This window comes from Variovorax sp. DAIF25 (assembly GCF_050711835.1).
Taxonomy (GTDB): Bacteria; Pseudomonadota; Gammaproteobacteria; order Burkholderiales; family Burkholderiaceae_C; genus Variovorax.
Genome location: NZ_CP136636.1, coordinates 4,545,095 through 4,557,288, shown reverse-complemented (window position 1 = coordinate 4,557,288; position 12,194 = coordinate 4,545,095). Strand labels below are relative to the sequence as shown.

Here is a 12,194-nt window from a genome sequence, read left to right as displayed (position 1 = left end):
GAGTCCTCGCCTCATCCACCGGATTTCGCTAACCTGTTCCTCACCATGTCCGCACTCGCCCTCGATCCCATCGTCGACACGCCCATCGGCCCGCCGCCACCCGCGCCCGACGTGCCCGTGGTGCCGCCACCGCCCGTCATGCCGCCGGGGCCATTGCCCGAGGGCGACCCGCCGCCCGCGATGCCCCCGGTGACCGACCCCGGCTTTCCGCCGCCGGTGCAGGAGCCGCCGATGCAGACCGCGGTGTCGCTCGCGGCCTCGCTGGCCATCGCATCGGCGTCGGGCGGCGTGCCCTTCGGCAAGCTGCATGCGCGGCGCCTGCGCGAGATGTACCGCTCGGCCGGCTGGCCCTGCTGCGACGCGATCGAGGTCGAGCTGCTCGCGGGCGGCTTCCTCGAACGCGTGCGGTCGGCGCAGGGCCACGAGACCCTGCGCGTGACCGATGCCGGCCTCGCGCGCATCGCCACCACGCTCACGATCAACCGCGCCGCGCTGTCGCCGCACGAGGCGCTGGTGGAACGCGTGGCGCGCGAGATGACGCGCGGCGGCCGCATCGCCTGGCGCGGCCTGAGCCTGCGCGCGAAGCTGCCGCCGGCGGAAGAGGGTGGCAAGGCACGCTGGTGCATGGCCAGGCCCGATGTCTTCTCGATCCGCAACACCAGCGTCGAGGCCTATGCGCACCCGATCGTGCACGAGGTGAAGGTGAGCCGCGCCGACCTGCTGGGCGACCTGCGCAAGCCCGACAAGCGCGCGGCCTACCTCGACCTCGGCGGCGAGTGCTGGTACGTGCTGGGCAACGACGCGCGCGGCCGCTGCATCGCCACGCCCGAGGAGGTGCCGGCCGAATGCGGCGTGATGGTGCTCGAGGGCGAACGCCTCGTGGTCGCGCGTGCCGCGGTACATCGCAGCTTCGAGCGGATTCCGTTCGCGGTGTGGCTCGCGCTCGCGAAGGCGCAGCCGATGGCGGGGTTCGATGAGGACGTGCAGGACTTGCTGGTCTGAGGCCTGCCGAGCCGGCGCGATGGTTGCCGGTTCAGTGGAGTGAAGCAGTCAGGCGGCGCAGCCCGTGGCGTGCGGAGATCGATGCCAGGTGCTCGTGACGGAACGGTGTCGTGAAGTGCGAGCGGACGACGCGGATTTCGCTCACGGCCCAAGGGATGGGCGACATCGTCGGGCAGGCGGCGCGTTCGGAAGCGCGGGCGATCGTGATGTGGGGTTTCCAGCCCGAGGTCTTGGCGAGATCCATCAGGTCCGCCTGTTGGAGAGCCGACCAGATTCTTTCTCGCAATTCGAACAACTGTCCGTGCGGAGCAGGCTGAATCACGGAGACACCGTTGGACCATGTGCCGGACTGATCGAGCATCAGACCGAATGCCTTCATCCGCACTTGCGACAGTGCCTCGAGCAGTCGTTCCTCGCAGCGCTCTTCGTGCTCGTCGAGATAGCCCAGCGTGAGATGCAATCGGCTCAGCGGCGGAAAGTGGCAGCCCTTCGGCCACCACCATTGCCTGCGGTGCAATTCGATGGCCGTTGACACGGCTCCGTTCGGAAACAGTCCGACCAGCAGTCGGTTGTCGCTCGTTGCGTGATCCTGGGTCATGTCGAATGTCATCTGGCACTTTCGAACGATGAGTGATTCAGTCCACTTTCGGCCACCACTGCTGCGCCGTCGTCCGCAACACCCGCGCAGCCTGCGCCTTGATGTCGTGCGGATCGCCCTGTTCGTTGTGCCGCAGCACACGGAACGGCCAGGTCGAGAGGCGTCCCGTGGCACGCAGCCGCGGGCCGGGCTGCGCCTGCATGGGGCGTGAGAAGAAGAGGATGCGCGCAGCGGCTGCGGGCGGATTGGCGGTGGTCATGCGGTCGCCTCGAAGTTGTTCTTGGAGACGAGGCATTCTAGAGAAATGCTGTATGAACGTACAGTTAAAACTCCTTGCCCGGAGCCGGCGCGGATGGGGAATTCCTATCGCGCGAACGCCCCGCGCCGCGCCACGAAAAAGGGGCTCCGAAGAGCCCCGAAATCCCCACCATGAAACCCTCAGCCCAGCGGCAGGCGCAGGTAGCTTCCCTTCAGCGGCTGCTGCCCCGCGCCCGGCTTGCTCCAGTCGCACACGCCGGCCGGGAAGATGGTCTTGAGTCGCGTCTCCTCGGCACCGCTGAAGGTCACCGTGTAGTCGGCCATCGCGACCGGCTTGAGCTGGCACTTGAGCACGTCGTTCACGAGTGGCGAACCGGCCACGATGCGCGGCGTGCTGAAGCGCGGATAGACCACGTTGCACTTCGCCGCCGGGTCCTGCGACGCGACCTCGTCGATGCGCTTGTTGCTCTTGTCCCAGCAGGCGTCGTTGGCGCCCGCGGGCTTGTTGCGCACCACCTTGTCGGTCGAGGCCGCGGCACTGTCGGCCGCCATGTTGTCGAGCCACTTGTTCATCAGGTCGATGGAATCGCCCACGTAGCTGAGGATCGAGGTCGACGAACCCAGCGTCCAGATGATCTGGTTGTCGCTGCGGCCGTTGGCGCGCTGCAGCCGCGCGCGGATGATCAGGTCCTGCAGCGTGTCGTGGATGTCGCCGGTCGCATCGGCATTGCCGCGCTGCGTGATGATCGGGATGTTCGCGAGGCCCGGGCCCGAGAAGCTGTTCTTGAAGCCGCCCGAATAGGTCGCCTCGAGCGCCCCGGCATCGGCCTGCGAGCGTGCCGCCTGCACGTTGCCGTCGCGGTCGTAGCCGCCGACCTTCTCGTTGAGGTCGAGGAACTCCTTCACCGAGATCGTGCCCTTGTTGAGCGCGGCCAGGCCGTACTGCACGCCGACGTTGTCGATCGGGCGGCGCGCTTCCTGCGTGCCGGGGCGCTTGCCCAGCAGGTTGACGTTGGTCTGGAACAGGTCGCAGCGCACGCCGTCCGGCTTGGTCGCGCGGTTGAACACGTTGGCTGCGTTGGTCGGTTCGAGGAAGCCGCAGCCCGCCGCGTTGTCGGACTTGATGATGCTGGCGAACGACAGGTCCCATGCCACGCAGGTGCCCTGGTTGAAGCCATTGACCGCGACCTGCTTGGCCGGCGTCCAGGTCGCCATGTCGAGTCCGTAGACGTTGTTGAGCAGCCGGCACTCCATCACCTCGGGCATCAGCGTCTCGGGGAACGAGACGATCGGCTGGATGCCGTCGAGCAGCCCCGGGTAGAGCTGCGCGATCAGGTACTGCTGGATCGCGCCGCCCGAGCCGCCGATGCCCGCGGTCCACTTCGGCACCTCGCCGAATTCCTCGATCACGTGCTCCTTGATCATCATCAGCGTCTCGCCCTGCAGGTGCGGGTTGGCGTGCTGGTTGTTCCACAGCTCGGTCGAGTTGAAGAAGGCGAAGCCGCGCGACAGGTAGATGTCGGCGATCGGGTCGAGGATCGACTCGATCGGGTGCACGCCCTGGTTGTATTGGGCCGAGCCGCAGCAGTCGAAGTAGGGCACCAGCTTCCTGTTCCAGCCCTTGCCGGGCTTCCAGGTGGCGGGCGCGTCCTTCGCCGGGTTGTCGAGCACCGCGAGGCGGTACACGCCGCGGTTGATGGTGCCCGACTCCACGCGCACGATGTAGGGCACGGTGACGCCGTCGTTGGTGGTGGTGTCGGCCAGGTCGGCCGGGCGCGTGCCGGTCGGATCGGCCAGCGGCTTGAAGCTGCCGGCCTTGCTGCGGTAGTACCAGACCACCTGCGTGGTGGCCGAGCAGTTGGCGTCGAGCGCCACGCCCAGGCCGTTCTGCACGGTGCGGCATTCGTAGGGCGCGATGTGCGGGCCCGAGAGGATCGGGCCGGTGATCGGGTAGTTGACCAGCTTGAGCTCGGTGCGCTGCTCGGGCTTGTCGGCGTTGCTCACGACGATCAGGTTCTCCTTGCCGGTGGCCGAGGCCGGGTCTTCGGCGAGGCCCGTGACCAGGCCGCGCAGCGTGCGCGTGGCGGCATCGCGCGTGCTGAGCTGCGCGCTCACGTCCTTGCCGTTGAGGCTCACGCGCACCTTGTCGGTGGCCACGCCCTCGGGCGCGCGCACCTCGAGCAGCGTGTCGCCGCCGCTCACCATCTCGGGCTTGGACGACAGCGTGCGCACGTCGAAGGCGGCCGGGGCGGGCGGCGGCGCGGGCGGTGGCGGCGCGACGGGCAGGAACACCGCGCCGCTGTCCGAGCTGCCGCCGCAGCTGGCGAGCAGCGCGGCCGCGGCGATGGCCAGTGCCGCGAAGGAGCCGGCGCGAAGGGCCGGCCACGGAGAAACCCGCTTGCGCGGTGCGTGGGGGATGGCGAACATGAGGTCTCCTGTGTTGGTGTCGATCTCCACAAAGATTAAGGAGCGGCACGCGGCACCACGGTCGTTGCGACGACAGATGAGGCGTGAATTGCTACAGGTAATCCCTGATTCCCCGCAGGCCGCGGCGTGCCTCGAGGGCATGGTGCGGCGCTCCCGGTGGGCGGCCGGTCTTTCTTCTTCCGATCTCGAGCGCGTGCTGGGCGGCATGCAGGAGCGCCAGTACGCGCGCGGTGCCTGCATCGCGGGCGTGGGCCAGGTGGTCGAGCACTGGATGGCGCTGATCGACGGCTTCGCGAAGATGTCGGTGGCCTCCGAGGACGGCCGCGTGTCGACGCTCACGGGCGTGTCGGCGGGCGTGTGGTTCGGCGAGGGCTCGCTGTTCAAGCACGAGGCGCGCCGCTACGACGTGTTCGCGCTGCGGCCCACGCGCGTGGCGCTGATGCCGCGCCGCACCTTCGATTGGCTGCGCGAGACCAGCGTGCCCTTCAACCACTACCTGCAGGAGCTGCTCAACGCGCGGCTGAGCCTGTTCATCGGCGCGCTCGCGCACGAGCGCCTGCTCGACACCGACGCGCGCGTGGCCAACTGCCTCGCGAGCCTGTTCAATCCCGAGCTCTATCCCGATGCGCCGCGCCACCTGCAGGTGGGGCAGACCGAGATCGGCCTGCTCGCCAACGTTTCGCGCCAGCGCGTGAACGTCGCGCTGCAGCGGCTGCAGGCGCTGGGGCTGATCCGGCTCGAGAAGCGCGGGCTCACCGTGCTCGACCTCACGGGCCTGGGCAACTACCGCGTGTCCTACGACGGCCCCGCGCTGGCCGAGGACGCGGCCTCGGCACGCCGCGCCTGAAGCGCTTCCGGCGCCGCCCGACCCCTCGGCCGGTGGCTGGAAATGAATTCTTTTTGCTACAGTCCGTCGATGAATCTCACGACAGACGCCGCGGCCGCCCCGTACCAGGACCTGGGCGAGGTGCTTCGCCAGCGCGGCGTGCAGGAGGCGCTGCGCTGCCTCAACGCCGAGGTGCCGCACCGCTACACCGCGGTCTTCGTGCTCGACGGCGACCTGCTGCGCAACCTCTACATGGTCGACAAGCTCGGCGAGGCGCGCCCCGAACAGCTCGCCGTGGTGCCGCTGGGCAGCAGCTTCTGCCAGTTCGTGCTGCGCGACGGCCGCCTGTGCACCGAGGATTCGCGCGAGGAGCGGCTGCTCGACGGCAGCCCCTACCAGGGCATGGTGATCGCCTACCACGGCGTGCCGCTGACCCATGGCGACGGCCGGCTGGCCGGCACGCTGTGCCACTTCGACCTGGTGCGCCAGAGCCTCAGCGAGGCGCAGTTCGAGCGGCTGCAGCAGGCCGGGCGCCTGCTGTCGGACCCCGTGCTGCGCGCGGCGGCGCAGGGCGAGGGCGGCTGACCGGGCCCGCGGACCCGATCGACGCCGCCTCGTTGCCGCGGCCCGATCAGCCCGGCGCGACCGCGTAGCTCTGGAAGGTGCCCTTCAGCGGCACCTGCCCGACACCCGGCTTGGTCCAGTCGCACACGCCGCTGGAGAACACGGTCCGCAGCCGGGCGAGCTGCGTGGGCGTGAGGGTCTGGGCGTAGTCCGACGCCAGCACCGGCTTCAGCTGGCACTTGTTGATGTCGTTCGTCAGCGGCGCGCCGGCCTGCTGGCGCGGCTCGCCATGCAGCGGGTACATCGTGGCGCAGGTGCCGGTGGCGCCATAGGCCGGCGATTCCTCGTACTTGGTGCCGCTGCCGTCGAAGCAGGCGTCCACCGCGGCCCGGGGCTTGTGCGCCACCACCTTGTCGGTGGTCAGCGGCGCCGGGTCGGCGGCGATGCCGTCGAGCCACTGCGTCATCACGTCGAGCGACAGCGCGGCCAGCGGATAGCCGGTGCGCGGGCCGACCCAGATCACCTGGTTGTCGATGCGGCCGTTGGCGCGCTGCAGCCGCGCGCGCACCACCAGGTCGCGCTCGTGCGAATGGATATCGCCCGAGGCGTCGTTGTAGGTGCGCGAATGCAGGATCGGCACGAAGGCCAGGCCGCCGCCGCCCGAGTTGACCAGGCCGCTCGCATAGGCGCGCTCGAGCGCGAGCGCATCGCCCACGGTGCGCTGCGGCACCGGCTTGCCGTCCTTGTCGTAGCCGCCGACCTTCTCGTTGAGCGTCACGAACTCCTCGGCGCTGATCGCGCCCTTGTTGAAGGCCTCGAGCCCGTACTGCACGCCGACGTTGTCGAGCGGGCTGCGCGCGAAGCCGGTGATCGGGTCGCGGCCCATGATGTTGGTGCGCATGTCGGAGGTGGTGCAGCGCGCGCCGGTCGGGTTGTTGATCGGGTCGTAGACCTTCGAGACGTCCTTGAGGGCGCAGCCGGCCGCGTTGGTCGCGACGATGGTGTTGACGAAGCTCAGGTCCCAGGCGCGGCAGGTGCCGTTGGTGAAGCCGTCGACCGCCGTGCGCTTGGCATTGGTCCAGGTCGCGGTGTCGGCCTTGTAGACGTTCTCCAGCAGGCGGCAGTCGGCCACGTGCAGGCTGCCGTCGGGGAAGGTCAGCGAGGGCTGCAGGCCGTCGAGCAGGCCCGGATAGATCTGCGTGATCACCAGCTGCTGGATCGCGCCGCCCGAACCGCCCGAGCCGGCCGTCCAGCGCGGCACGCCGTAGGTCTCGATGAAGCGCTCCTTCAGCATCATCAGCGTCTCGCCCTGCAGCACCGCGTTGCCGCGCTGGCCGTTCACCAGTTCGGTCGAGATCATGTAGGCGAAGCCGCGCGACAGGTGCAGGTCGCTCAGCGCATCGGTGGCCTGGTTCACGCCCTGGTTGTACTGCGTGCCCGCGCCGCCGCCGAAGCTCACCACCAGCCGGCCGTTCCAGCCCGCGGCGGGCTTGTAGCCGGCGGGCGCGGCGGTCTCGGCCGTGGGATCGTCGAGCAGCGCGATGCGGTAGATCGTGCGGCCCACCGTGCCCGAGTCCACGCGCACGATGTAGGGCACCGTCTTGCCCTCGATGGTCGTGGTCTGCGCCAGGTCGGACGGGCGCGCGAGCGGATCGGCCAGCGGCTTGAAGCTGCCGGCCGGCGTGCGGTAGAAGTAGTCGAAGCGCCGCGTTGCCGAGCAGTTCGCATCGAGCGGCGTGCCCATGTTCGATTCGACGGTGCGGCATTCGTAGGGCGTGAGCAGCGCGCCTGCGAGGATCGGGCCGGTGTCGGGGTAGTTGGTGAGCACCAGTTCGGCATTCGAGGACGCGCGGCCCTCGGCGCTCGCCTTCACCGCCAGCGTGTTGGCGCCCGTGGCCAGGCCCTTGACCATGCCGCGCAGGCTGCCGCTCGCATCGCGCGCGAACTGGGCCGTCACCGGCTTGCCGTTCAGCGTGAGCTCCAGTCCCGAGGCCGTCGCGCCCGCGGGTGCCTTCACCTCGACCAGCGCATCGCCGCCGCTCACGAACTGCGGCTTGGACGACAGCACCGTGATCGAGGCCTGGTCGAGCGCCGCCGGCGCCGAGGGTGGCGGCGAGGCCGGCACGACGGGGATGAAGCCCCCGCCGCCGCCGCCATCGCCGCCGCAGGCGGCCAGCAGCGCCGCGCAGGCGATACCGAGGGAAAGGATGCGTGCCGGCCGCGCAAGCGGCGGCGCGGTTCGCGTCGAACCGAGCGTTTGTCTCATGGTGTTCTTCTTTCGTGGGACGGATGATGTCGACGCGCACGGCCTGATCGAGCCCTCGCCGCACGGCGTCGGCTTCACTCTATGCAGCGCATGCGGTCCCGTGTTCTCCGATCGCGCCAACTTCATTTGCCAATCACGCCATGTCTCACGCCATGCCCATGCCTTCCGCCGCGGGATCCGCTTCAACGGCCTTCGCGGGCCGGCCCACCTTGCCGATCTCCTACGTCAGGGATTTCCTCGCGGGACTGCCGATCGATGCGCCGACCCTGCACGGCATGCTGCACCTGGCCACGATCTCGCCCACGCTGCTCGCGCAGCGGCATGGCCGCGTCACCGAGGAGCAGTTCGCCGAGCTGTTCCGCAGCGTGGCGCTGCACATGGACGACGAGATGCCCGGCCTCTATGCGCGGCCGCTGCGCTGCGGCACGCTCAAGGTGCTGAGCATCCTGATGCTCGATGCGCCCACCTTGCAGGTCGCCATCAAGCGATGGATGCAGTTCAACCGCGTGCTCGACGACGGCTCGGTGTTCACCCTGCACCGCGACGAACGCGAGGCCGTGATCCGCATCGATGCCTATCCGCGCCAGGCCCGCAGCGCGCGGCTGGTGCAGGAGCTGCACATGAAGCTGGTGCACGGCCTGTGCTCGTGGATCATCGGCGCGCGCATCGAACTCGAGCGCATCGACTTCGGCTTCGCGCGGCCCGACGATGCCGCCGACTACCTCTTCATGTTCCCCGGCCCCGCGCGCTTCGGGCAGCCCGTGACCGCCATGGTCTTCGACCCGAAGTACCTCGACCGGCCGGTGCGCCGCCGCTCCGGCCTCGAGCTGCGCGACCTGCTGCATCGCGCGCCGCTCGACTGGCTGTTCGTGCCGCCGAGCGCCGACAGCGCCGCGCATCGCGTGCGCGGCTGGCTGCAGGCGCGGCTCGGCGAGGACTGCGACATCGCCCATGTGGCGGGTGCCTTCGGCCTGTCGGCGCGCACCCTCGTGCGGCATCTGCAGGCCGAGGGCGCGACCTTCCAGGACATCAAGGACGCGCTGCGCCGCGACGTCGCCATCGAGCGGCTCACGCGCGGTTCCGAACCGCTGATCTCGATCGCCTCGGACCTCGGCTTCTCGAGCGTGGCCGCCTTCCATCGCGCGTTCCGGCGCTGGACCGGCGGCACGCCGGGCGACTACCGCGAAGGCGGCGAAGCGATGGAGCGCAGCTTCGCGCGCGAGGCGAGGCCCGCGAAGCCCGCGGGCGCGTACCGCGAGGGCGCGCACGCATGATCGACCTGGCGGGCCATGTGCTCGTTCTCACCGGTCCGCCCGGCGCGGGAAAGACCACCACCGCGCGCGCCCTCGTGCCGGCCATCGCCGAACCCGTGGTGCACCTGCATGCCGACGACTTCTGGCACTTCATCCGCAGCGGCGCCATCGCGCCTTATCTGCCCGCCGCGCAACGGCAGAACGAAGCCGTCGTGGGCGTGCTCGCGGAGGCGGCGCAAGGCTATGCGCGGGCCGGCTTCTTCGTCATCGTCGATGGCATCGTCGGGCCCTGGTTCCTGCCGGCCTTCCGGGGCCTGGAGGTGCCACTTCACTACGCGGTGCTGCGGCCGGTGCTCGACGAGGCGATCGTGCGCTGCCGGGAGCGAGGCGGCGACACGCTCACCGACCCGGGGCCCATCGGCGAGCTGCATGCGCAGTTTGCGGCGCTCGGGGCGCTGGAGCCGCATGTCATCGAGACTGCCGGGCAGTCGCGGGACGACACGCGGACCGCGGTCGTGAAGAGACTGGGAGACGGTTCGCTGCGCCTCCCGCCGCTTCAGGGCGCGTAGGCCGCCGAGCGGCAGGGCGCGCCGCCGCAGACGTCGACCACCTTGCCGGTGCTGCGCAGGAACTCCGACTTCTGCTGCCGCGCGGCCGGCGTGGCGCGCGGATCCTCGTGCGGATCGCTGCCGGCCGTGGGCGCGAGGTTGTCCTGCGGCGGGGGCGGCAGGCGGCCCGGGCCGCTGTCCCACACCACCATCGCGGAACCGTCGTAGCCGCCGGCGCCCAGGTCCATGCACGAGAGCTGGAAGTAGGGCACCGCGTCGGGATGGCGGCCGCTGGCCGTGGCCGGGCAGAAGAGCTTGGCGCCGATCGTGCGCGCCTCGACCTCGGCCGACCACATCGTGACCTGGTGGTCGCCGAAGGCCACGTGCATCAGCACCTTGTGCGCCGGCGTGCCGGGCAGCGGCTTGTCGGTCATCGCCTGCGCATAACCGTTGGCCTCGGCGCGGTCCCACAGCGTCTGCCACAGCGAGAAGATGAACTGCTGGTCGAGGCTGTCGGGGTAGGCCGCGTAGACCATGGTCGCGAACTCGGGGAAGTCCGCGCTGCGCTCGAGCAGCAGCGAGTAGTTCATGCCGGGCACGCCGAGCACGCCGCGGTGGATGTCCTGCGCCACGCTCATCAGCATGCCGCCGAGGATGCCGCCCTGGCTGTTGCCGTCGTAGAACAGCTCGCTGGTGTCGAGCACGCTGCGCGGCGTGGTGCCCATCTGGAAGGCGGCATTGCTGCCGAAGCCCTTGGCGCTTTGCATCGCGCGGCCCAGCATCAGCATGTTGAGCACGCCCTGCTGCGTGGTGTCGAAGGGCACGCGCGCATTGGACAGGTCGAAGAAGCCGAACACCGACGGCACGATCTCGGTCTGCGAGAAGCCGTACCAGTTGGTCGCGCAGAACACGAAGTTGTGTTCGTTGCTCATGTCCTTCACGTTGCTGGCATTGACCTCGGTCGGCTTGCCGAACAGGCCGTGGCCGTACAACGAGATGCGCGCGGGGTTGACGCTGCCGTCGGGGTTGAGCGCCGCGCGCGGGATGTTGCAGATGAAGGGCACGGTGAGCGTCGAGTGGCCGTCCCACACCGGCGTGTCGTACACGCCCGGCGTGGCCGAGGCGTAGCGGAAGGTCTCCAGCGGCAGCGGCTTGTCGCCGAGCGTGTCGAAGGCGGCCTTGACGGCCGGCACCGACAGCGCGCCGCCGCCCAGGTAGGGCGCCACCGCGGCGATCACCGGCGTGATGTCGGCCGTGCCGGCCGTGGGGGCCGCCACGAAGCTCGGCACCGTGAGCGTTCCCTCGATGTGGCGCGCGATGCGCGCGTCCTGCGCGGGCGTCAGGTCCTGCACCGTCGTCACCTTGAAGCCGGGCGTGTTGTCGGTGAGTGCCGCGAAGCCGGCATCGCGGATCGCGAGCATGCGGCCCGTGATGCTGCGCTGCGAACCCACCGTGAAGTCCCAGGCCAGGTAGAGCGGCTCGCGCGCCACGCCCGCGCGCTGCAGCGTCGAGAGGATGCTCTCCATGTGCGCTCGGCGATCGTTCACGAAGCCCAGCGCGCTCTCGTGGCGGTCGCGGTAGATGCGGAACGCGGGCCCGGCCTCGATGGTCTTGCCGGCGGCATCCTTCATGTTGCGCATCGCCACGATGTAGCGATGGCCCCACTCGAGGTTCTTCGCCACGCGGATGTTGAGGCTCTGGCGGTCGGGCGCGCTGACGTTGTTCTTGTCGAGCTCGACCCAGATCAGCTTCTGCTCGAGCGTGTCGGCATCGATCAGCACCACGGGCGCGTCGGCCTTGAGCGAGGCCGAGAGATCGCCGATGCCCGGCGCGCCGGTGCGCGCGAGGTCCACGCCCGGCACGCGCGTCACGATCATCGCCCCCGGCGAGAAGCCGTCGTTACGGTTCCATTCGGTGGTGTCGATCGGCTTGTTGCGCACCACCTCGCTGCGCGGCATCGAGGCCGTCTGCAGGTTCAGCCGGCGGCCGGTGTCGGTGCTGGCATCGGCCACCGTGTAGTAGTCGTTGGGAAACGGCAGCATGCAGTGCGCGGGATCGAGGAAGTCGCAGCGCTGCGCCGTGGTGGCCGTGTCGGCGGGCAACTGGCTGTCGATGCTCGCGAGCATCGGCGGGTCGGTAGGCGGCGGGTTGCCGGTGCCGGGGCCCGATGGGGGCGGAAAGCCGGCGAAGCCGAAGCTGGAGCCTCCACCGCCGCCGCCGCAGCCGGACAGCGCCGCCATCGTGGCCAGCAACGCCGTGCCGGCGAGCAGGCGCCAGCGGCGTGGCCGGCGGGAGGTCGTGGTCCTGTCGTGAAGCAGGTCGGGGCGCGCAGGGGCCTGCGCGCGATCGGGCATCGGCATGGGTCGTTGTCTCCTGTTGTGTCTTCTCGAAGGCCCGGGCCGCCACATGGCGTGGCCATCCGCGGGCTCCCGAACTCTACGGACGGGTTGCC

General features: G+C 69.9%; 10 protein-coding genes. 5 read left to right on the top strand and 5 right to left on the bottom strand.

What is annotated here, in order from left to right; all coding sequences use genetic code 11:
• Nucleotides 1-45: 45 nt before the first annotated feature.
• Entirely contained in the window at nucleotides 46-1,002 is a 957-nt protein-coding gene (locus tag R0232_RS21125) for a hypothetical protein (protein WP_431509297.1), read from the top strand.
• Nucleotides 1,003-1,033: 31 nt separating this feature from the next.
• Here R0232_RS21125 and R0232_RS21120 read toward each other — a convergent pair whose 3' ends face one another.
• The 3 genes from R0232_RS21120 to R0232_RS21110 all read right to left on the bottom strand — a co-directional run bounded on the left by R0232_RS21120 (nucleotide 1,034) and on the right by R0232_RS21110 (nucleotide 4,285).
• Nucleotides 1,034-1,612 carry a 2'-5' RNA ligase family protein gene (locus R0232_RS21120; protein ID WP_431509296.1) on the bottom strand — a complete coding sequence of 193 codons (579 nt, stop codon included), beginning with the start codon at nucleotides 1,610-1,612 and terminating at the stop codon, nucleotides 1,034-1,036.
• A 25-nt stretch (nucleotides 1,613-1,637) separates the two neighbouring features.
• Nucleotides 1,638-1,859: a hypothetical protein gene (locus tag R0232_RS21115; RefSeq protein ID WP_431509295.1), complete on the bottom strand. Its 222-nt coding sequence runs from the start codon at nucleotides 1,857-1,859 to the stop codon at nucleotides 1,638-1,640.
• A 179-nt stretch (nucleotides 1,860-2,038) separates the two neighbouring features.
• Entirely contained in the window at nucleotides 2,039-4,285 is a 2,247-nt protein-coding gene (locus tag R0232_RS21110) for a DUF6351 family protein (protein ID WP_431509294.1), read from the bottom strand.
• 139 nt (nucleotides 4,286-4,424) lie between these two features.
• On the opposite strand from R0232_RS21110, the gene R0232_RS21105 reads away from it, so the two are divergent.
• Both R0232_RS21105 and R0232_RS21100 read left to right on the top strand, forming a co-directional pair.
• A complete protein-coding gene (locus R0232_RS21105) occupies nucleotides 4,425-5,132 on the top strand; it encodes a Crp/Fnr family transcriptional regulator (protein WP_431509293.1) in 708 nt (235 codons plus the stop codon).
• A gap of 69 nt (nucleotides 5,133-5,201) precedes the next feature.
• Nucleotides 5,202-5,696, top strand: coding sequence for a guanylate cyclase (locus R0232_RS21100; RefSeq protein ID WP_398493777.1), 495 nt, complete (start codon nucleotides 5,202-5,204; stop codon nucleotides 5,694-5,696).
• A 46-nt stretch (nucleotides 5,697-5,742) separates the two neighbouring features.
• On the opposite strand, the gene R0232_RS21095 is transcribed toward R0232_RS21100, so the two are convergent.
• A complete protein-coding gene (locus tag R0232_RS21095) occupies nucleotides 5,743-7,941 on the bottom strand; it encodes a DUF6351 family protein (protein ID WP_431509292.1) in 2,199 nt (732 codons plus the stop codon).
• Nucleotides 7,942-8,093: 152 nt separating this feature from the next.
• Between R0232_RS21095 and R0232_RS21090 the strand changes: the two genes are divergently transcribed.
• Nucleotides 8,094-9,215, top strand: a complete 1,122-nt coding sequence (locus R0232_RS21090; protein WP_208511967.1) for an AraC family transcriptional regulator — start codon at nucleotides 8,094-8,096, stop codon at nucleotides 9,213-9,215.
• Nucleotides 9,212-9,763 (top strand): AAA family ATPase, encoded by a 552-nt coding sequence (locus tag R0232_RS21085; RefSeq protein ID WP_281078363.1) that lies wholly within the window; start codon nucleotides 9,212-9,214, stop codon nucleotides 9,761-9,763. The genes R0232_RS21090 and R0232_RS21085 overlap by 4 nt, the downstream gene beginning before the upstream one ends.
• Here the strand turns inward: R0232_RS21085 and R0232_RS21080 are convergent.
• The gene (locus tag R0232_RS21080) at nucleotides 9,751-12,102 is read right to left on the bottom strand and encodes a hypothetical protein (RefSeq protein WP_431509291.1); all 2,352 of its coding nucleotides are present in this window, start codon (nucleotides 12,100-12,102) and stop codon (nucleotides 9,751-9,753) included. The genes R0232_RS21085 and R0232_RS21080 overlap by 13 nt on opposite strands.
• Nucleotides 12,103-12,194 lie beyond the last annotated feature (92 nt).